The 20853-nt window shown below is 40.9% G+C and carries 20 protein-coding genes; all 20 read right to left on the bottom strand.

Annotation, left to right across the window (positions count from 1 at the left end):
* Positions 1–38: 38 nt before the first annotated feature.
* On the bottom strand, positions 39–1127 hold the full coding sequence (locus SporoP32a_RS15315) for a BMP family lipoprotein (RefSeq protein ID WP_085428692.1): 1089 nt from the start codon (positions 1125–1127) through the stop codon (positions 39–41).
* A 318-nt stretch (positions 1128–1445) separates the two neighbouring features.
* Entirely contained in the window at positions 1446–3788 is a 2343-nt protein-coding gene (locus tag SporoP32a_RS15310) for a DNA translocase FtsK (protein WP_085428691.1), read from the bottom strand.
* 88 nt (positions 3789–3876) lie between these two features.
* Positions 3877–5544: a ribonuclease J gene (locus SporoP32a_RS15305; RefSeq protein ID WP_085428690.1), complete on the bottom strand. Its 1668-nt coding sequence runs from the start codon at positions 5542–5544 to the stop codon at positions 3877–3879.
* Between the two features lie 113 nt (positions 5545–5657).
* On the bottom strand, positions 5658–6557 hold the full coding sequence (gene dapA, locus SporoP32a_RS15300) for a 4-hydroxy-tetrahydrodipicolinate synthase (protein WP_085428689.1): 900 nt from the start codon (positions 6555–6557) through the stop codon (positions 5658–5660).
* 36 nt (positions 6558–6593) lie between these two features.
* The gene (gene asd / locus SporoP32a_RS15295; protein ID WP_085428688.1) at positions 6594–7619 is read right to left on the bottom strand and encodes an aspartate-semialdehyde dehydrogenase; all 1026 of its coding nucleotides are present in this window, start codon (positions 7617–7619) and stop codon (positions 6594–6596) included.
* 117 nt (positions 7620–7736) lie between these two features.
* A complete protein-coding gene (locus tag SporoP32a_RS15290) occupies positions 7737–8327 on the bottom strand; it encodes a dipicolinate synthase subunit B (RefSeq protein ID WP_085428687.1) in 591 nt (196 codons plus the stop codon).
* On the bottom strand, positions 8300–9106 hold the full coding sequence (locus SporoP32a_RS15285; protein ID WP_085428686.1) for an NAD-binding protein: 807 nt from the start codon (positions 9104–9106) through the stop codon (positions 8300–8302). Before SporoP32a_RS15285 ends, SporoP32a_RS15290 begins: the two co-directional genes overlap by 28 nt.
* A complete protein-coding gene (locus SporoP32a_RS15280) occupies positions 9099–9377 on the bottom strand; it encodes a YlmC/YmxH family sporulation protein (RefSeq protein WP_085428685.1) in 279 nt (92 codons plus the stop codon). The genes SporoP32a_RS15285 and SporoP32a_RS15280 overlap by 8 nt, the downstream gene beginning before the upstream one ends.
* Before the next feature lie 58 nt (positions 9378–9435).
* Positions 9436–10695: a M16 family metallopeptidase gene (locus tag SporoP32a_RS15275; protein WP_085428684.1), complete on the bottom strand. Its 1260-nt coding sequence runs from the start codon at positions 10693–10695 to the stop codon at positions 9436–9438.
* An 83-nt stretch (positions 10696–10778) separates the two neighbouring features.
* Entirely contained in the window at positions 10779–12899 is a 2121-nt protein-coding gene (pnp, locus tag SporoP32a_RS15270) for a polyribonucleotide nucleotidyltransferase (RefSeq protein WP_085428683.1), read from the bottom strand.
* 139 nt (positions 12900–13038) lie between these two features.
* Positions 13039–13308, bottom strand: coding sequence for a 30S ribosomal protein S15 (rpsO, locus tag SporoP32a_RS15265; protein WP_029053162.1), 270 nt, complete (start codon positions 13306–13308; stop codon positions 13039–13041).
* A 131-nt stretch (positions 13309–13439) separates the two neighbouring features.
* Positions 13440–14378 (bottom strand): riboflavin biosynthesis protein RibF, encoded by a 939-nt coding sequence (gene ribF / locus SporoP32a_RS15260; RefSeq protein WP_085428682.1) that lies wholly within the window; start codon positions 14376–14378, stop codon positions 13440–13442.
* A gap of 12 nt (positions 14379–14390) precedes the next feature.
* A complete protein-coding gene (truB, locus tag SporoP32a_RS15255; RefSeq protein ID WP_085428681.1) occupies positions 14391–15302 on the bottom strand; it encodes a tRNA pseudouridine(55) synthase TruB in 912 nt (303 codons plus the stop codon).
* Between the two features lie 97 nt (positions 15303–15399).
* Positions 15400–15750 (bottom strand): 30S ribosome-binding factor RbfA, encoded by a 351-nt coding sequence (gene rbfA / locus SporoP32a_RS15250; RefSeq protein ID WP_029053165.1) that lies wholly within the window; start codon positions 15748–15750, stop codon positions 15400–15402.
* A 22-nt stretch (positions 15751–15772) separates the two neighbouring features.
* Complete coding sequence (locus tag SporoP32a_RS15245) at positions 15773–16051, bottom strand: DUF503 domain-containing protein (RefSeq protein WP_085428680.1); 279 nt, start codon at positions 16049–16051, stop codon at positions 15773–15775.
* A complete protein-coding gene (gene infB / locus SporoP32a_RS15240) occupies positions 16048–18333 on the bottom strand; it encodes a translation initiation factor IF-2 (RefSeq protein WP_085428679.1) in 2286 nt (761 codons plus the stop codon). Before infB ends, SporoP32a_RS15245 begins: the two co-directional genes overlap by 4 nt.
* Entirely contained in the window at positions 18311–18661 is a 351-nt protein-coding gene (locus tag SporoP32a_RS15235; RefSeq protein ID WP_085428678.1) for a YlxQ family RNA-binding protein, read from the bottom strand. The genes infB and SporoP32a_RS15235 overlap by 23 nt, the downstream gene beginning before the upstream one ends.
* Positions 18658–18936, bottom strand: coding sequence for an RNase P modulator RnpM (gene rnpM / locus SporoP32a_RS15230; protein ID WP_085429111.1), 279 nt, complete (start codon positions 18934–18936; stop codon positions 18658–18660). The genes SporoP32a_RS15235 and rnpM overlap by 4 nt, the downstream gene beginning before the upstream one ends.
* Positions 18937–18957: 21 nt before the next feature.
* Positions 18958–20151: a transcription termination factor NusA gene (gene nusA / locus SporoP32a_RS15225; RefSeq protein WP_085428677.1), complete on the bottom strand. Its 1194-nt coding sequence runs from the start codon at positions 20149–20151 to the stop codon at positions 18958–18960.
* A gap of 200 nt (positions 20152–20351) precedes the next feature.
* Positions 20352–20822, bottom strand: a complete 471-nt coding sequence (rimP, locus tag SporoP32a_RS15220) for a ribosome maturation factor RimP (RefSeq protein ID WP_085428676.1) — start codon at positions 20820–20822, stop codon at positions 20352–20354.
* Positions 20823–20853 lie beyond the last annotated feature (31 nt).

Genomic DNA, 20853 nt, shown 5'->3' with positions numbered 1-20853 from the left:
GGCCGGATATGAAACCGGCCTTCATCTGTTTAATGACCTTATTTCTTCTTTTCTACAAACTCAGGTACTTCAATTTCGCCATTTGCAATTTTTTGTGCATGTTCATCAATTTGATCCAACACGTCTTGTGGAATCGCTCCACGTGAATCAGCAAGACCTAAACCATCATCTTGAAGACCATATACTTTTGTTTCCCCACCTGGGAAGTTACCAGCCATTGCAAGATCAGCAATGTCTTTAACTGCTACGTCAACACGCTTCAACATAGATGTTAGTGTAACGTTGTCATCTCCAACTTTACCTTCTTCATACTGGTCAGAGTCTACACCAATAACCCAAACGTATGCATCTTTATCTGCTTGCTTACGCTCTTTTGCTTCTGAGAATACACCGTTGCCTGTTCCACCAGCAGCGTGGAAAATAATATCTACGCCTGAAGAATACATACGGCCTGCCTCAGCTTTACCAAGTTCTGCTTTATCAAACGCACCTACATATTTTGAGTCTACTTTAATTTCAGGCTTCACTGCTTTTACGCCTTCAAGAAATCCAGCTTCAAAACGCTCGATTACAGGATTGTCCATACCGCCGATGAAACCAACCTTATCTGACTTTGTCATTAATCCAGCTGCCACCCCAGCTAAGTATCCTCCTTCTTGTTCTTTAAAGAGGATGCTAGCTACGTTTGGAGCATCTACTTCACCATCAATAATTGAGAATTGAGTATCTTTTTGTTGAGCTGCAATATCTTCAATTGCATCTTCCATCAAGAAACCTACTCCGTAAATTAAGTTGAAATCACGACGAGCCAAGTTATTTAGATTTGTTGTATAATCTTCTGGGCCAGTTGACTGAAGGTAATCGTATCCACCAGTTCCCTTTTCCCATCCTTGATCTTCCCCGAATTCTCTTACACCTTTCCATGCAGATTGGTTGAATGATTTATCATCGATACCTCCAACGTCAGTAACCATAGCAACTGAGAATTCGCTTTTCTCACCGCTATCTCCCGTTGCTGGCTTTTCACCTGCATCGTTTTTGCCTTTATCGTCAGAGCCACATGCTGCTAACATCGTACCTGCGGCTAGCACCAAAGACATTGCTAGACCAAACTTTCTTTTTTTCATCAATAATGACCTCCCCTTGATAATTTTGGTATTATGTTAGGACGCTATACGTCTTATACCCCGCAACATTACTTTATATCTGGAATCTCGTTTTAAAAATAATCATTTGATTAGACTATTCAAAATTCCATTACCTTGCACGTTACATAGTATGATAACGCTTTCTGTTCTGCTTACTATTGAATGTCACACTCTATTTCAATAGCCCAAAATGATAATTTCCTTCTACCTTCACTATAACATTTACTTAGGTAGAAGGAAATATCTAGCCATAATCACGAATAACTTTGACTAATCAAAATAAAGATGAATGAATCCTTACATTTCGAACTCAGACTTAGTGAGTAGTACGTGTCTTGGTTTACTGCCCTCAGGCGGTCCAACGACTCCCCGTGCTTCCATTTGATCCACAATACGTGCAGCTCTGGCATAGCCGACACGGAACCGCCGCTGAATCATGGAGACGGAAGCAGTCTGCATATCTACTACCATCTGTACCGCCTCATCATATAAATCGTCAGTTTCTTCATGCGGTGCCACAACTTCTACTTCAGTTGGAATCATTTCTTCTTGATACTGAGCTTTTTGTTGCTCGATCACGAAATTCACAACCGCTTCTACTTCTTCATCTGATACAAATGCTCCTTGTATACGTGTCGGTTTTGAAGCGCCAGCAGGTAGGAATAACATATCTCCACGGCCTAATAACTTCTCTGCACCGCCACCGTCTAGAATAGTTCGTGAATCGATGGCAGATGATACGGCAAATGCAATCCGAGAAGGAATATTTGCTTTGATGATACCCGTGATCACATCCACACTTGGACGCTGTGTAGCGATAATTAAATGAATACCCGCGGCTCTTGCCATTTGTGCCAGACGCGTGATGGAATCTTCAACATCACTTGACGCTACCATCATTAAGTCTGCCAGCTCATCGACGATGACGACGATATACGGCATGCGTGGGTGTTTCTCGTCATGATCTTCATTCCATTGTTCAATGTGATTGTTATACCCTTCAATATTTCGAGTACCTGTATGGGAGAATAATTCATACCTACGCTCCATCTCAGACACAATACGCTGTAATGCTTGGGCCGCTTTTCTTGGATCTGTGACTACCGGTGCCAATAAATGTGGAATCCCGTTAAAGACATTCAGCTCCACCATCTTGGGATCAATCATCATCATTTTCACTTCATGCGGTTTTGCTCGCATGATGATACTCATAATTATACCGTTGACACAGACACTCTTACCGCTACCCGTTGCCCCAGCAATTAATACGTGTGGCATCTTATTAAGTTCAGTCATCATCGCTTGTCCTGTCACGTCGCGGCCTAAACCTACAAGTAACTTGGCACCCGGTGGACTATTTTCTTTTGATTCGAGCACTTCACGTAAACTAACCATTGCCACAGAATTGTTTGGCACTTCAATCCCAACCGCTGATTTACCAGGGATAGGTGCTTCAATACGAATGCCACTAGCCGCCAATGCCAATGCAATGTCATCTGCTAAACTAACGATACGACTTACCTTCACACCCGTATCAGGCAGAATTTCATATTTGGTGACTGCTGGTCCCAGATGGACTTGTGTCACGCGCGCTTTAACTCCAAAGCTCAAGAACGTTTTCTCTAGTTTCTTTGCGTTCGCTTGAATCAAATCATATTCACCAGATTGATCGCTTGTTACAGGGGGCTCTAGTAGATTAGTTGATGGTAAAATATACGCTTCATTTTCTTGTTCTCCACCCATTACTGGATAATCTGCTGCAGGATCTTTAGGATCTATCGCAGGTGCTTCATTTGCTTGTGTTTTTAATTCTTCTGTATGTTGCGGTTCTGCGGCTTTTTCTATTTTTGCTGTAAAACTAGAAATAATCGGTTCACTAGCAGGTTCAATATACTCTTGAACCGTTTGCGTTTCAGCAGTCTTTTCTACCTTAGGCTTACTCTTCCTATTGGTCCGAGCACTTTCTTTTCTCTTTTCTTCAGGAGACTTAACAGTTTTCTTTTCACGAGCTGCCCACTTCTTTTTTATATCACCAATAAAGATAGGTGTTTGCTCCACCAAAAACGGAATCAGCGCTTTTCCTGTCAAAAGGATAATACCAATGAGCAGTAGCAACACACCCGCTACAGTAGCGCCCGAGGAATCCACTAATGAATAAAACATCGCGAACAGCACAGCGCCTAGCATGCCGCCACCGAGCGTCCCTGTCTGATCATGGATCCCATCATTGGTAATGAGGACTTTCCATGTTTCCTTAAGTGCAGAATTCGACATCAATACTTTACTTTCATACAATGTTTGAAATAAATGTACATGACTGAATAGCAACATGCTTCCTAAAACAAATAAGCAGCCGATAACTATTCGGTGCTTATATCCACCGATCTGTCTCTTAACCATAAAGATCAAGGCTTGCACTATAATCAAAAATGGCAATGCTACATACCAATTACCTAATAAAAATCGGGAAAATGCCGATAAACCTTGGCCTATGATGCCGAATTCAAAGATCATAATTATCGCAATACCAATCAATACAACACCAAGTATTTCAAACCAGAGCGGTTGCATTTGACTTTGCTGATTTTTCTGTTGTTTTTTCTTAGCGGGTGCTCTCTTTTTAGCTCGTTTTTTTGCCATTTGCCAACCCCCTTTCTGAAAAAAAGATTTCCAGCCAGGAAGGCATGGAAATCCAATTGTTATTTAAATCGTCAACAAACGGTATAGATTAATATTCCATGATGATTGGAATAATCATCGGACGACGTTTTGTCTGCTGATATAAATACGAACTTAATGTTTCGCGGATCTCTTGTTTAATGTTTGTCCATTCAAACGTTTCTTTATTCACATATTTCTCAACAATCTTCGTAATCAATTTCGTCGCTTCTTCAAACAACTCTTCCGATTCGCGAACATACACAAAGCCCCTAGATACCACTTCAGGACCTGCTGCAATTCGTTTTTGTTTTCTATTCAAAGTTACAACGACTGTAAAGATTCCATCTTGTGATAAAAGCTTGCGGTCGCGCAATACGATATTTCCTACATCTCCTACACCAATACCATCAATCAAAACATTGCCCGCCTGAACTCTACCTGCCATACGAAGCTTTTCGTTCTTGAATTCAACGATGTCTCCTTTATCCGCGATGAAGATGCGGTTTTTAGGTAAACCCACTTCTTGAGCAAGTTTGGAGTGTGCAATTAACATACGGTATTCACCTTGAATTGGAATAAAGTATTTCGGTTGCATCAAGTTGAGCATCATTTTCAAATCTTCAGCTGAACCGTGACCGGATACGTGTACATTGCGTGTGGACGTCAGTACAGTCGCTCCAGCTTTAGCTAGTTCATTCATCATCTTGTACATGGAAGTTTCCATGACAGGAGAAGGTGTGAATGTGATCAATACCGTATCTGAACTTTTGATATTGATTTCTCTATGATGTTTACGAACGATTTTCTCCAAAGCATCAAGTGGCTCACCTTGGTTACCCGTTACAATAATAACGATATCTTGATCATCGTATTTTTCCATGTCTTTCACTGGAATGACTACATCTTCTTCTACTTGTAAATAACCTAATTTCAATCCTACTTCAAAGTAGCTCTCCAAACTTTTACCAACAACTGCAACTTTCTTTTTCTTAGCTGCCGCCTGATCTAGTACTTGTTGAATCCGTATAAAGTTAGATGCATACAACGCCACTAAAATTCTACCTTGTGCTTCGTGGAACGTTTTAGAAAGTCGTTTTACAATCACAGATTCAGATGTCGTATAACCTGGACGCTCTGCTTCTGTGGAATCGGACATCAAGATAAAGACGCCTTCTTCACCAAGTGTAGCCATTTTCGCAAAATCAGGGCGATATTTGCCTTTTGCTGCTTGGTCAAATTTAAACTCACCTGTATTGACGATTGCGCCCTCACTTGTGTGGAATACAATCCCTAGAGAATCAGGGATGCTGTGAGTTGTGTAAAAGAATGTCACATGCGTGCGCTTGAAGTTCATGCGGCTTTTGCTTGTCACTTCAAAAAATCTAACATTAGATGGTGCTGGCATTTTCTTTAAATGTTCTTTCGCTAACGCTAATGTCAACTTTGTACCGTAGACAGGTGCTTGTACTTTTTGTAATAAGTATGCAATTGATCCAATTGCATCTTCATGACCGTGCGTTAGGAAGATTCCTTTGACCCGATCTTTATTTTCTTCCAGATATGTCATATCAGGTATTACGAAGTCAATACCTAGCATTTCCGTTTCAGGGAACATTAATCCGGAATCCATAATAAATAGTTCATCGTCAATTTCAACGACGTACATGGACTTCCCGACTTCTCCTACTCCACCTAGTGGAATCACTCTAATTAATTCATTTTGTATTTTCGTCACATTGTTTCCTCCTATATTCTATTCCCGCCCACAACGACTAAACCCCATTATACGAGATAGTAGGTGTTCTGTACAAACAAAAAAAGCCGGATTGGTCGTCCGGCTTTTGTTTATTACAGAATCCGTGTTCTTTTTTCAAAATTTTCAAGTGCAATGTCAATCATTGCCGCTTCACTTGCGTCCATTTCAACAAGTGGTAACCGAACACCACCCGTTGCTACGCCTATCTTTTCCAACGCATATTTTACGGGTACTGGATTCGGTGTTGAGAACAATGCCCGAAATACCGGTAATAATGAACGATGAATGTCAGCGGCTTCTTTTGTGTTACCATTTTGGAAAGCTTGGATCATTTTCTGCATTTCATTGCCTACAACATGTGAAGAAACTGAAATAATCCCCCTACCGCCAATTGAAAGCAAAGGTAATGTCAATCCATCATCACCACTGTATACTTCAAAATCATCAGCGGTTCCTTCAATGATTTCCGCCATTTGCTCTAAGTTTCCACTTGCTTCTTTAATCGCTTTGATATTATCGATTTTTGATAATGCTATAACAGTTTCAGGAAGCAAATTGACGATGGAGCGACTTGGAATATTATAAAGCAAAATAGGCAATGCCGTAACGTGCGCAATCGTTGAGAAATGTGCATACATACCTTTTTGGTCAGGTTTATTATAGTAAGGCGTCACAAGCATGATCCCGTCAGCTCCTGATAGCTCAGCAGCCTTCGTCAGCTCGATTGATTCAGCTGTATTGTTTGACCCTGTACCTGCAATTACAGGTATACGCTTATTCACTACTTTCACTACAAAATCCAGTAATTCCTTCTTCTCAGTGACAGTAAGCGTGGGTGACTCACCCGTCGTACCACTGACGACGACAGAATCTGTCCCATTCGCAATCAAATGCTCAAGCAGAGTTGCTGTTTGAGCGTAATCAATCATACCGTCAGGAGAAAAAGGAGTGACCATTGCTGTTCCTATATTTCCAAGTTGCACATAGATCATTCCTTTTCATTAGCATTCTTGATTCGCCTATACGATTTATTTGATAAGTGCCTCAGCGATTTGTACAGAGTTCAGTGCAGCACCTTTTAATAAGTTATCGGATACTATCCAGAGATGGAAGCCTTTAGGGTTATCCAGATCTTTACGGATTCTTCCGACAAATACTTCATCCTTATCTTCTGCATAAAGTGGCATCGGATATAGTTGTGAAGCTGGATCATCTTGAAGTACAATACCCGGCGCATTTTCCATCAATGACTGGATATCTTTAACCGTAACATTCTCTTGATCGATTTCAATATAAACTGATTCCGAATGTCCAGACACAACAGGAAGTCTGACACATGTAGCTGCAACTGCCATATTTTGATCACCAAAGATTTTCTTCGTTTCATTGATCATCTTTAGTTCTTCCAATGTATAGCCAGACTCGTCAAATGAGTCAATTTGTGGAATTGCATTAAACGCAATAGGATAATGATTCTTTGCTGAAGCCGAAGGTAATACTTCCGCTTCTATTTCACTACGATTCACAAATTGTTTGCTCTGCTCTTCCAATTCTTCTATTGCTTCAACACCAGCGCCTGAAACTGCTTGATAAGTAGATACGATCAGCTTGCTAAGACCATATTGATCTTTAATAGGCTTAAGTGCTGCTACCATTTGAATTGTAGAACAGTTTGGGTTCGCTATGATTCCTGAATGATTCTGTAATTCTTGAGGATTCACTTCAGGAACTACGAGCGGTGTGTTAGGGTCCATACGGAATGCACTTGTATTATCAATTACTACTGCTCCACTTTTCACTGCATCTTGTGCAAACTTTTCAGAGATACTCCCACCTGCACTAAAGAATGCAATGTCAATACCTTCAAAAGCATCCGGTGTCGTTTCTTGTACAATGTACGTTTTTCCACCTGCTTTGATTTCATTGCCTGCAGAACGTTTGGATGCAAGTAACTTAATCGAAGTTGCAGGAAAATTACGTTCCACCAATTTCTCAAGTATTTTTGTTCCTACCGCTCCCGTTGCGCCGACAATTGCAACATTAACATTCTTCATCTATATCTTCCTTTCAATGATTAACAAGTATTATTTGGGACAGTTGGTAATGTCCACGTCTCGTTAATTGTTATTGAACGAATTATAACATATTTTGCGGTATTTAAAAATCTATTTTCATGCATTATTATGAATTATTAGTAAGGGTTGCAATTGTTTGCTTTTTATTGCAGAAGCCACAGTAGTAGGTAGTAATGAGAAGTCCGATATTAAAGAGTTCGGTTTTTTTATACAGTCATCTTGACCGAACGGAATAAAAAAGACATGTTTCATATTTAATAACTTCATAAGATTCATGCCATTGAGACCTAGTGCATCATTAGTCGAAATTCCGAGTACTACCGGTTTTCCGTTTCGCAAAGTCGCTTTTGCTGCCATCAATACTGGTGAATCAGTAGCAGCATTGGCGAATCTACTCATTGAGTTACCTGTAAGTGGCGAAATAACCATGCAGTCAAGTGGATTGGACGGACCGAATGGTTCTGCTTCAACGATACTCGTCACTACTTTCTCTCCTGTCGCCTCTTCTATTCGTTTGATCCATTCTTCACCTGTACCAAAACGTGTAGCAGCATGGAGGACTGAATGTGTAATGATTGGAACAACGATCGCTCCTTCTTTTTGTAAAGAATGAATCATTGGAAGTAATTGGTCATACGTGCAGTGTGAAGCAGTGATTCCTAATCCGATTCGTTTTCCTTTGAGCATTTAGTTCCCCTTTCGTCTATACTCATTCTCAAAACCGCGTCAACCAAGACAGCTGCCGCGTCCTTAGGAAAGTGCTTCCCAGGCAATTTGAGGTGTATTGTATAGTATTCAGAGGAATCTCCCTGCTTTAGGCACCCAGGTGCTGAAGACACATCAAAAACAGGCACAGAACCACTTTGTTTAATATCTAGCCACTGGGCTGGAACCGTATTCACTAAGTAGCCGTTTGTGAACATAGTCGTTTCATTCAGCTGCAGCGTGTTATAACCTAGTACTCCTGCTTCTGCTAACTGTTCTTCTGAACGGGCAACTACAGTGACAGTAGCTTGCAATTGGTGCAATGTATGCGCAATTGCTTTGCCAACCCTTCCAAATCCCGCAATATAAAAATGCTTACCTGCAATTTGCCGCTTCGTTTGCTCATAAAAAATATGGACGAAGGCTTCTGCAGTCAATTGAGCATTTCTCCAAATGAACTGTTCTTTTTCCAAATAATTAGTATGCCGAATGCTTTTTTCAACTAGCTCTTGTCTCCATACCGCAGACGTATTGCCAGAATAAACAGAAGAGCCTTCTTTCAAATAGTCGACGGGTATGCTTTGTTTCATCGACAGCAACGGAAGTAGAAGACAATCTGGCTTTGTTTCTAACAGAATCTTCTTCAACTGGTCGTCAAAGGTATCCGTTGAAATATACACACTGTCAATTCCCGATTCCACTAATAGTTCATTCGCTATCCGCAACCGTTGATCTGTGCCTACTACAAGCCATTTAGTCATAGCCTTCTACCTCCTTTTTGTTTAGTTCATGCGTTTTTCCAAATAAAATTCGATCTTCGCCTACCAGCACAATTTCATGCCACGGAATGTATTCGATAATATTCTGATCTTTTTGCCGAAAAAGTGTTTTTCCTAACTTTTTGCGGATTTCAAATCCAATAATGGCTCCAGTTTTACGGTCAAAAAGTAAATCTGTTTCTGCTAGAAAGCCATATCTCATACCTTCTTCTACTTGTATCAGCTCTTTTTGTGCCAGCTCTGATAATCGCATGGAAGTCCTCCTTCATATTAGATCTCTATCATCTTATGTGTAGGAAGCGAGAAGTCGACTAGTTCTGTAGTTTTTTAAATTGCTGAATATTGGTTTTAGGCGCGATAATTGATGTGGCGCGTTTACTTTCTAACATTTGCTGGCCAAGTCGATAGACACTTCGCTTTTCAACGTTTTCAATATGATTGACCACTTGTTCAATTGTTTGATGCTTACCAAGCACTAATTCATTGCGACCATTTCTATACATGCGTGATTCAGAACTTTCTAAACCGAGCACAAAGCTACCTTTTAGCTGTTCCTTAGCATTTCTTAACTCTTTATCTGTCAAACCATCATGTAGCACTTCACCTATAACTTGATCGATTGTACGATAGGTTTCTTCGAAGTTCTCAGGAGAAGTTCCACAATAAATCACAAAGGAACCAGCGTTTTCATATGCAGCATAATAGGTGTATACCGAATACGCCAGTCCACGGTTTTCTCGGACTTCCTGAAACAATCTAGAAGACATGGTTCCCCCGAGTATACTATCGAATAAACTTAACTCATAAATTTTATCATGAGTAGAAGGTAAGGACGGATAACCAAAACAGACATGAGCTTGTTCAATATCTTTTGCTTTGATAATTTGTTGAGCAGTGAAATTCGGAACTCTTTCTTCATGCAATAAAACAGGAGCTTGTTCCTTGCTTTGATAATTTCCAAAGTTTGCTTCAATCAATTTAATCAATCGTTCATCATAATTTCCCGCAATCGAAATGACCAAGTTTTCAGGTCGATAGTGTTTCACCAAGAATTGTTCAACCATTTCTTTTGTGAAAGACTTGATGGTTTCGATTCGTCCCCCTACCGGTCTTCCAATTGGATCTTCCGGAAACATTGCTTCCCATAATCTTTCATCTACATCTTCGTCAGGCATATCTTCAACTGAAGAAATTTCATCTAATATGACGGATTTTTCTTTTTCCATCTCTTCTTCTTTAAACTTTGAATGAAAAAACATATCAGCTAGAACAGTCAATGCGTATGAGGCATGATGACTTAAAACTGTAGTGTAATAGCAAGTCATTTCTTTAGAAGTAAACGCGTTAAGATCGCCTCCAATTTGATCGAATTGTTCGGCAATCATTCGCGCACTTCTTGTATCTGTTCCTTTAAATAGCATATGCTCTATAAAGTGAGCGATTCCCTCTTGCTCTTTTGTTTCATTTGCTGAACCTGCATGTACCCAAATACCGATCGCTACGGACTGTACATGGGGCATCTTTTCATGAATAATACGAACACCATTTGAACAATTATACTTTTGTATCATAGACTTCACTCCTTATGTAAAGTACAAAAAGCCTCCTTCGCCGCAACTTGTGCAGGAAGAGGCTTTTTGAATAATTCATTTGATTACTCTTTGCTAGCTTGTTCTTTTTCTTTTTCTTCTAGAATGACTACTTTACGTGAAAGATTGACTCGACCTTGTCTGTCGATTTCAATTACTTTTACAAATAGCTCATCATCTAATTTAAGTACATCTTCCACTTCTTTCGTGCGTGCTTCTTGAATTTCAGAAATATGAAGCAAACCATCTTTGCCAGGGAAGATTTCTAAGAATGCGCCAAATTTCTCAATACGTTTAACTTTTGCCAAGTAGTACTCGCCTACTTTTGCTTCACGTACGATATTTTCAATCATCTTCTTAGCTTTCTCATTCATTTCAGAGTTTGGTGACGAGATGTAAACCGTTCCGTCTTGCTCTGTATCGATTTTCACTTGAGTTTCTTCGATAATTTTATTGATTACTTTACCGCCAGGTCCGATTACATCACGGATTTTGTCTGGTTTAATATGAATCACTATAATTTTCGGTGCATATTCAGACAATTCTTCACGTGTTGAAGAAATTGTTGTCAACATATGATCAAGAATTTTAATACGGCCGATTTTTGCTTGCGCAAGAGATTCTTCTAAAATCTGACGAGATAATCCGTCGATTTTAATATCCATTTGAAGTGCAGTGATACCTTTACTTGTACCTGCTACTTTAAAGTCCATATCGCCTAAATGATCTTCCATTCCTTGAATATCCGACAGAATAGAATAATCTTCATCCTTTTTGATCAAGCCCATAGCAATTCCTGCTACTGGTGCTTTAAGTGGTACGCCAGCATCCATCATAGCCATTGTAGAGGCACAGATCGATGCTTGTGAAGAAGAACCATTAGACTCCAATACTTCTGCAACGAGACGCATTGTGTAAGGGAATTCTACTTCATCCGGAAGCATAGGCTGCAACGCTCGCTCTCCTAACGCACCGTGACCAATTTCACGACGGCCAGGACCACGAATTGGTCCTGTTTCCCCAACACTAAAGTTTGGGAAGTTATAATGGTGCATGAAGCGCTTAGACTCATCTGAGCCTATACCATCAATAATTTGGTTTTCACCAAGCGCACCTAATGTACATACGCTTAGCACTTGCGTTTGTCCACGTGTGAATAATGCGGAACCGTGAGAGCGAGGTAGTAGACCCGTTTCAGAAGATAATGGACGTATTTCGTCAAGTCCACGGCCATCTGGGCGTACTTTGTCGACTGTAATCAGACGGCGTACTTCATCTTTCACCATTTGCTCTAGAACTGCTTTCACTTGCTTGATTGTAGTTTCATCTGCTTCGATTTCTGTATAATGCTCAAGAACGGATGCTTTCACTTCATTGATCGCTTCTTCGCGTGCATGCTTCTCTTCAGTTTGTATCGCTGTTATTAATTCTTTTTCACAACGATCTTTCACTTCTTTACTGATGTCTGTATCCAATTCGAATAACTCAATCTCAAACTTTGGCTTACCGATTTCAGCTATTATCATTTCTTGGAATTCGACTAATTTCTTAATTTGATCATGACCAAACATAATTGCTTCTAGCATGATATCTTCAGTCACTTCTTTAGCTCCTGCTTCTACCATGTTGATTGCATCTTTTGTTCCTGCTACGACCAAATCAATTTCAGATGTTTCAAGTTGGCTAGGTGTAGGATTAACGATGAATTCTCCATCGATGCGACCTACTTGAACACCTGCAATCGGACCATCAAATGGAATATCCGAAATGGAAAGAGCTAATGAAGAACCGATCATTGCCGAAATCTCAGATGAACAATCCTGATCTACAGACATAACAAGTGAAATAACTTGAACATCATTACGGAAGCCATCTGGGAATAAAGGTCTAATTGGACGGTCAATTAATCGACTAGTCAATACCGCATTTTCTGAAGGACGCCCTTCACGCTTAATAAATCCACCCGGAATTTTACCTACTGAGTACATACGTTCCTCATAATTTACTGTTAGGGGGAAGAAATCTAAAGGCTTCGGCTTTTTAGAAGCAGTCACCGTAGAAAGTACTGTTGTTTCGCCATAACGAACGAGCACAGCACCATTAGCTTGCTTTGCAAGTTGGCCGGCTTCGATTGTTAGCGTACGTCCAGCCCAATCGAGTGTATAAACTTTTTTCTGTTCTGACATTGTAGAACTCCTCTCTATTGTAAAACTTTCTACATCTAGTATGTAATTAGTAATAGTGTATCAAAAGTGACACATTTATGCGAAATATATTATCTTTAGTCCATAGAAAAAAGCGGGCAAAGCCCGCTTTTCAGTCTTATTAACGGCGTAAGCCAAGTGATGCAATAAGATCACGGTAACGTTGAACGTTAGTTTCACGTAGATATCTCAATAGACGACGACGTGTACCAACCATTTTGTACAAACCACGACGTGAGTGGTGATCTTTCTTGTGCGTACGTAAGTGGCCGTTCAAGTTGTTGATCTCTTCAGTAAGGATAGCAATCTGAACATCAGCCGATCCAGTATCATTTTCATGAGTCTTGAATTCGTTGATCAATTCAGCTTTGCGCTCTTGTGTAATAGCCATCCTTTTCACCTCCTAAATAAAAGTATCCCCGTCTCCCGAGCAAACGTTGGTGACTCGTGTTGCCAAGAAGAGGTTCGTGTATTGAACACTATTGTATCATATCACGGCATTATGTCAGTTGCAACAATCAACTAGTCGGTTAATAAGTCCTTTGCCGTTTGTTTGTCTTTGCCAATTTGTGTTTTCAATGCATCAAGCGAATCGAATTTTTGTTCTGAACGTATGCGGTGTAGCCATTCAATCGCTATTTGCTGTCCGTAAAGATCCATGTTTACATCAAGGAGATGTACTTCAGCCGTAGGAATACGATGTTCTGGATCATGAAATGTCGGCTTCACGCCCATATTACAAACTCCACGATACCAGGTATCTCCGATTAGACAACGCACAGCGTATACCCCATTGGCGGGAACGATATGTTCTTCAGCTGTTTGAATATTAGCCGTAGGAAAACCCAATTGACGCCCTCTTTTTTCACCATGTATCACTTCACCGAATGTACGGAATGGCCGCCCAAGAAGCACTGCTGCGGCCTCTACATCACCATTAGATAACAACTGTCGAATTTCAGTCGATGAGACTTTATATTCTTCATTAAATGTTACTTTAGAAATGACCGTAGTGCCGTACTTCCCTTCTGACAGTTCCTGCATGTCTTTCATCGTACCTAAACCCTTCGAACCGAACGTAAAATCAAATCCTGCCGTCACATGCTTAACATTGAGTCCTTTAATAAAGATGTCTATGAATTTTTGCGGCGAAAGACTAGCCAGTTCCCAATCAAAGCTAACGATGAATAACGCATTCACTCCGAGCGACTCGAGTACTCGGTTTTTTTCTTCAGCCGGTGTAATATAGCCAATATTCTTTCCCGAAAAGAGTTGCGATGGATGAGGATCGAATGTCATGACAGCCGTTTTTATCGCTAATTCATCTGCAACTTTTTTTGCACTACGGATGACTTCCTGATGTCCTTTATGTACACCGTCGAAAAATCCAATAGCTAAAGAATAAGCATGTTGTTGTTCAATTTCTACCTGATCTGGATATCGTAATCTGTAGATTTCCATTTCTATCTCTCCTTACTCACTAGCCAGTAGCATTTTTTCTGGTTTCATTAATCCAGGCTTTGTTGGGTGGTTTTGATAGATCGCCAATACGCGACCCTCGAACATCATCATGATGGAAGGGTGATCGTTGAGCAGTGGTACTGCTGGGAGCACTTGACCATTTCGTATGGATTCTACTAAAGATTCTTCCAGTTCTAGCTGTGGAAATTCAGTCAACACGTCTTCGATAGGACGCAAGATGGTCTGCACTTGTCCTTGGTCCATTATTTGCGCTACTTCAGCTAAAGTTTTACAATGGGATTCATTAAAATTACCCGAAACGGTACGGATTAAAGAATGCATATGTGCTGGATATCCGAGAAGTTCACCAATTTGCACTGCTAGCGTTCGAATATAAGTTCCTTTTCCACATCGTACTCTAATGGAAAATGTCACTTCTTCACCAGTAAACGATTGTTTCTCATCCAATAAATCGATTTGATCGATCTGCACTTTACGAATCGGTCTTTCTACTTCGATGCCTTTCCGCGCGTATTCATACAGTCGTCTGCCGTTTACTTTTACCGCTGAGTACATAGGAGGGATTTGTGTAATTTCCCCTGTCAATTGCTCTAGTGCTTCCATAATTTGCTTCTTCGAGAATTCCTTATGTGTCAAATCACTAGCGACCGTCTCACCTTGCGCATCCTCAGTTTCTGTTGAGCGGCCTATCGATACAGTAGCAATATATTCTTTTCCCGCATCGGTAATATAAGAAGCCACTTTTGTAGCTCTTCCTATGCAGATGGGCAAAACGCCTTCTACTTCAGGATCCAACGTACCGGTATGACCTACTTTTTTCGTCTTTAATATTTTCCGAAGTTTAAAGACACAGTCATGCGATGTCATGCCCTTCTCTTTCCATAAAGGCAAAATCCCGTTCATCCTATCCCTTCTTCCTAAATTCATTCAGAAATACTTGCTCTATGTAAGAAGAGAGGAAGCCATACCGCGTAAGCGACTATGAACTTCCTCCTCATGTTTATTGTTCGTTTTCATCATTTACTTTGCGGATTAAGCTTTCGATCCGGTTACCGTAAGCAACTGATTCATCGATTTCAAATTCGATTTCAGGTGTTTTACGCAAACGAATTCTCTGACCAATTTCTGATCGTATGAAACCTTTCGCTTTAGAGAGCCCAAGTAACGAATCTTCCTTTTCTTTATCTGTCCCTAAAACAGATATGAAAATCTTCGCTTGTTGCAAGTCTCCAGTAACATCTACACCCGTAACAGTTACAAAACCGATACGTGGATCTTTAAGTTTTTGGCCGATGATATCGCCCAATTCTTTTTTCATTTGTTCAGCTATACGATTAGCACGCACTGACATGGCAATTCACCTCGTTCTTCGCTCATAAGTAGTCAACTGTACACGCGGTCATTTCCCAATCAGGATTGGATTCAAACAGACGAATCGCACGTCTTACTTCTCGTTCTGCTGCGTCTTTCGAAGATGCAACAGCAACTAAAGCAAAAGTGGTACGTTGCCATAAATCCTGATGATCAATTTCTGCAACAGATACATTATAGGAATTTTTCACCCGATCTCTCATCCGGTTCAGCACTGATCGTTTATCTTTTAACGAAGCTGCTGACGGGATGTAGAAAGAACATTCCGCGTAAACAATCATACTCGCTTGATTTCTTCCATAATGTACGCTTCGATGATATCTCCTTCTTTGACATCATTGAATTTCTTAATGGTAATTCCACATTCATAGCCTTTTGCGACTTCTTTTGCATCATCTTTGAAACGCTTCAATGTATCAAGTTCGCCTTCAAAGACTACAATGTTATCGCGTAATACACGAACGCCAGCATCACGAGAGATCTTACCATCGATTACATAGCTTCCTGCAATCGTACCGATCTTCGATACTTTAAATGTTTCACGAACTTCCGCCTGACCAATTACCTTTTCTTCATACTCAGGATCAAGTAATCCAGTCATAGCAGATTCAATTTCTTCAATTACTTTATAGATGACACGGTGTAGACGGATGTCTACGCCTTCTGCTTCCGCAGCCCGTTTTGCATTGGTATCAGGTCGTACGTTAAACCCAATAACGATTGCGTTGGACGCAGCAGCCAATGAAATATCGGACTCATTGATAGCACCTGCACCAGTGTGGATGATTTTAACGTTAACGCCTTCAACTTCGATCTTCATTAAAGAAGCCGCCATTGCCTCAACCGCACCTTGTACATCTGCTTTAACAATCAAGTTCAATTCTTTCATTTCACCTTGTTTCATTTGGTCAAATAAGTTATCAAGTGTCACACGAGTTTTTTCTACGCGTTGTTCTTGAAGAGCTTCTCCGGCACGTGTTTCCCCGATTTGACGAGCAGTCTTTTCATCTTTAAACACAACGAAACGATCTCCTGCAAATGGAACATCACTCAATCCAGTAATTTCTACCGGTGTGGATGGGCCTGCTTCTTTTACGCGACGTCCAAGGTCACTGACCATTGCACGTACACGACCATACGTATTTCCGACAACGATTGGATCTCCTACATGTAATGTACCATTTTGTACAAGCAATGTAGCTACTGAACCTTTACCTTTGTCGAGCTGCGCTTCAATTACAGTTCCTCTAGCTCTAATAGATGTATCCGCAGTAAATTCTCCTACTTCTGCAACTAGTAAAACCATTTCAAGTAACTGTTCAATTCCTTCACCTTTTAGTGCGGAAATCGGAACGAAAATGGTGTCGCCGCCCCAATCTTCTGCGACTAAACCGTGTTCAGTCAATTCTTGCATGACACGGTCTGGATTTGCTGCTGGTTTATCCATTTTATTAACTGCTACAATGATTGGAACTTCAGCAGCTTTCGCATGATTGATCGCTTCAATCGTTTGCGGCATTACACCGTCATCCGCTGCAACAACTAAGATTGTTAAGTCTGTGACTTTTGCACCACGTGCTCTCATTGTTGTGAAAGCTTCGTGACCTGGCGTATCTAAAAATGTGATTTTCTTGCCATTAGCTGTTATTTGGTATGCACCAATATGCTGAGTAATACCACCCGCTTCACCTTGAGTTACTTTCGTGTCACGAATCGAGTCAAGCAATGTTGTTTTACCATGGTCTACGTGACCCATGATAGTGACGACTGGTGGTCGCTCTGTCAACTCGCCTGCTACTTCTTCTTCCTCTTCAGGATCTTCGAAGTAGATCTCCAAGTCTGTTACGTCAATACGGATCTCTTCTTCTACCTCAACCTCGTATTCAGCACAAATCAATTCAATTGCATCTTTATCTAATTCTTGGTTAATGGTAGCCATTACCCCAAGCATGAACAACTTTTTAATGATCTCGGAAGGCTCTTTACCTAACTTTTTAGCTAGCTCGCCAACTGACAATGATTCATAAAATGTGATTTTATCCGGTAAAGGTATTTCAACCTTTTGTGCTGGTACTGCCGGACGATATCTACGGCGCCCTTGGTTGATTCCGCGTGCTGGTGGTCTTCCACCGCGACCGCCGCCTGGACGACCGCCTCCACCAGCTGGACGTGGTCCGCCGCCTTGTGCTTGACGAGGTGGCGGAGTGCTACCCGTTTTTGGAGCTGATGTAGATTGCCCTTGTGGACGTGTTGATGATGGTCGGTTCGATCCGCCTTGGTTACTAGCAGGACGATTAGTACCTTGTGTTGAAGCTGGTTTGTTTGTATTGCTTGGACGATCTGTTCTTTGGTTCGCTGGCTTGCTCGCCGGCTTAACTGTAGTAGTTTTCACCTCAGGCTTTTTCAAGTCTCCGAACTTTTCGTCTAATTTTGCAATTGAAACTGGATCTAGTTCTTCCATATGGCTCTTAATCACAATATCACTCTTAAGTAATTCTTCAGCAAGATCTCTACTTGTTTTTCCTATTGATCTGGCATATTCATGTACTTTCATTTTCGTCATTAGCCCACCCCCGGTTATAATCGTTGAGTAGCTCGGATAATTTTTTTGCGAATCCTTTATCTGTTAGTGCCAAGACAACTCGGGCTTCTTTTCCAATTGCATGCCCCAGTTCTTCACGACTTCCAAATACATGCTTCTCAACGTTGTACGTATTACATTTATTCGTTAGTTTTTTCATCGTATTCTTTGATGCATCGCCTGATAGGATGACCAGATGTGCTTCACCTGAACGAACCGCCTGTACGACTAAATCTTCACCCGTTGCAATTTTACGTGCGCGGGCAGCCATACCTAGCAGTTGATAAATTTTTGTCGGATCTTTTGTCATTTGATTGCCTCTCGCCGAATGGCATGTAAAAGGTCATCGTAGACTTGTTCCGGCACTTTAACTCCCAATTGATGTTCAAATGAGTGTTGCTTACGTGCTTTCTCCACGGCATCCTCCGTTTTAGAAACATATGTACCGCGGCCTGACTTCTTTCCTGTCAAATCTACGGATACTTCTCCTTCTTTCGTACGGACAATTCGTATCATTTCTTTTTTAGGTAACATGTCACCAGTCGCTGCACATTTACGCAAAGGGATTTTCCGATTGTTCGACATCAGCATGCAATCCTTTCCAAATCAATCTTCTTTGTCTTCATCTGCGTATAAATCAAAGTCTTCAGCTGTTTCAACAGGTATTTCTTCTTCATACTCGTATGTTTCCAAGAACTCATCTGTTTCGACTTCAGGTTCTTCTACTAGAACTGCAAGAGATTCTTCACGAGGATAGATCCCTAATTCTCTAGCGTCAGTTTCGCTTTTGATGTCGATTTTCCAGCCTGTTAATTTAGCAGCCAATCTTGCATTTTGCCCTCTTTTTCCGATAGCTAATGAAAGTTGGTAATCCGGCACGACAACTGTTGTCGAGCGTTCTTCTTCATTTACTTGTACATCAATTACTTTAGAAGGACTTAGAGCATTTGCAACGAAGACTACAGGGTCTTCTGACCACTCTACGATGTCCACTTTTTCGCCATTTAATTCATTTGAAATAGATTGTACGCGCGCCCCTCTTGAACCTACACAAGAACCGACCGGATCTACTTCTTCATTTGTTGTGTAAACAGAGATTTTCGAACGATCACCGGCTTCGCGTGCAATCGATTTAATTTCCACTGTTCCATCATAGATTTCAGGTACTTCAAGTTCGAATAAACGACGTAGTAGCCCTGGGTGTGTTCTAGAAACAAACACTTGCGGTCCGCGTGCTGTTCTTTCGACTTTTGTAATATACACTTTAATGCGATCGTGCGGAGCATAGTTTTCTGTTTGGATTTGTTCGCTTGTCGGCAATACAGCCTCCACTTTTCCTAATCCAACGAATAAGTTTTTCGGATCCATACGCTCTACGATTCCGTTTACGATATCTTCTTCACGGTCGATATACTCTTCATAAATCAAACCGCGTTCAGCTTCACGTACACGTTGTGTCACAACTTGTTTAGCGGTTTGCGCAGCAATACGGCCAAAGTCACGTGGTGTAACTTCTTCTTCGACGACATCTGTTAGTTCATAGACTGGATTGATCATTTGTGCATCTTCCAATGAAATTTGCAAACGATCATCTTCCACTTCTTCTACTACGTCTTTTCTTGAATAGACAGCCATAGTGCCTTTATTTAAGTTCAAATCAACACGGACGTTTTGCGCCTGGTTAAAATTTCGTTTGTACGCTGTTACAAGCGCTGCTTCAATCGCATCAACTATTACTTCTCTTGATATACCTTTTTGCTGTTCAAGAGCTGTCAATGCCTCGAGTAGCTCACTACTCATGTTCATCACTCCTACATTCCGATTGTCATTACTCATGGTGATTTAGTCGCTAGCACAGGGCTAGACGGTGTTTGTGCTTTTGTTTACATCTAGCTTCAAGCACCAGGGGTCACTTCGAAATTCCCATAAAGGCAAAAAGCGCCTTTGTGGGAATTTCTCCAACGCCTGTTGAGGCTAGATGGTTCTTTGCGCTTTTGTTTTTAAAAGTCAATCGCCAGTCGCGCTAAAGCAATTTTTGTTTTATCGATTTCTACTAGTACTTTTCTTGTCTTGATCCGTATTTCCACTTTTGCATGGTCCGGTCCGTATCCGAGTAAGTAGCCTTCGAATTCTTTCATTCCATCAATCGGTTCATAAGTTTTGATGAACACATATTGGCCTACGGCTTTTTCAAAATCTTCATCTTTTTTCAATGGTCTTTCCGCTCCGGGAGAAGACACTTCAAGGAAGTAATTTTGCGTAATCGGGTCCACACGGTCCAGTTCCTCGCTTAGCTTATTACTAACAGCCGCACATTGATCTATGTCAATGTTACCTTCCGGCGTATCGATGTAGACGCGTAGAAACCAATCGCTACCTTCTTTTAAGAACTCAACATCAACCAGCTCAAGACCCAATTCTTCAACGATCGGTCTTGCCAACTGTTCGACTTCTTCTGTAATTTTACTCAAATGGTATCCCTCCCGAAATTCAAAATAACAA

The organism is Sporosarcina ureae (assembly GCF_002109325.1).
Classification (GTDB): Bacteria; Bacillota; Bacilli; order Bacillales_A; family Planococcaceae; genus Sporosarcina; species Sporosarcina ureae_C.
Note: the sequence above shows the minus strand (reverse complement) of the source record. Positions and strands in the feature narration are given on the sequence as shown.

Coding starts and splice junctions, on each gene's coding strand:
- nusA (WP_085428677.1), bottom strand. CDS start 20,151: ATGAGTAGTGAGCTACTCGAGGCATTGACAGCTCTTGAACAGCAAAAA.
- SporoP32a_RS15310 (WP_085428691.1), bottom strand. CDS start 3,788: ATGGCAAAAAAACGAGCTAAAAAGAGAGCACCCGCTAAGAAAAAACAA.
- dapA (WP_085428689.1), bottom strand. CDS start 6,557: ATGATCTATGTGCAACTTGGAAATATAGGAACAGCAATGGTCACTCCT.
- SporoP32a_RS15290 (WP_085428687.1), bottom strand. CDS start 8,327: ATGCTCAAAGGAAAACGAATCGGATTAGGAATCACTGCTTCACACTGC.
- infB (WP_085428679.1), bottom strand. CDS start 18,333: ATGACGAAAATGAAAGTACATGAATATGCCAGATCAATAGGAAAAACA.
- SporoP32a_RS15275 (WP_085428684.1), bottom strand. CDS start 10,695: ATGATACAAAAGTATAATTGTTCAAATGGTGTTCGTATTATTCATGAA.
- rbfA (WP_029053165.1), bottom strand. CDS start 15,750: ATGTCAGTGCGTGCTAATCGTATAGCTGAACAAATGAAAAAAGAATTG.
- SporoP32a_RS15280 (WP_085428685.1), bottom strand. CDS start 9,377: ATGCGATTATCAGAGCTGGCACAAAAAGAGCTGATACAAGTAGAAGAA.
- SporoP32a_RS15235 (WP_085428678.1), bottom strand. CDS start 18,661: ATGACAAAAGATCCGACAAAAATTTATCAACTGCTAGGTATGGCTGCC.
- SporoP32a_RS15285 (WP_085428686.1), bottom strand. CDS start 9,106: ATGACTAAATGGCTTGTAGTAGGCACAGATCAACGGTTGCGGATAGCG.
- rpsO (WP_029053162.1), bottom strand. CDS start 13,308: ATGGCTATTACACAAGAGCGCAAAGCTGAATTGATCAACGAATTCAAG.
- SporoP32a_RS15315 (WP_085428692.1), bottom strand. CDS start 1,127: ATGAAAAAAAGAAAGTTTGGTCTAGCAATGTCTTTGGTGCTAGCCGCA.
- ribF (WP_085428682.1), bottom strand. CDS start 14,378: ATGGAAATCTACAGATTACGATATCCAGATCAGGTAGAAATTGAACAA.
- asd (WP_085428688.1), bottom strand. CDS start 7,619: ATGAAGAATGTTAATGTTGCAATTGTCGGCGCAACGGGAGCGGTAGGA.
- pnp (WP_085428683.1), bottom strand. CDS start 12,899: ATGTCAGAACAGAAAAAAGTTTATACACTCGATTGGGCTGGACGTACG.
- rnpM (WP_085429111.1), bottom strand. CDS start 18,936: ATGTCGAACAATCGGAAAATCCCTTTGCGTAAATGTGCAGCGACTGGT.
- SporoP32a_RS15245 (WP_085428680.1), bottom strand. CDS start 16,051: ATGATTGTTTACGCGGAATGTTCTTTCTACATCCCGTCAGCAGCTTCG.
- truB (WP_085428681.1), bottom strand. CDS start 15,302: ATGAACGGGATTTTGCCTTTATGGAAAGAGAAGGGCATGACATCGCAT.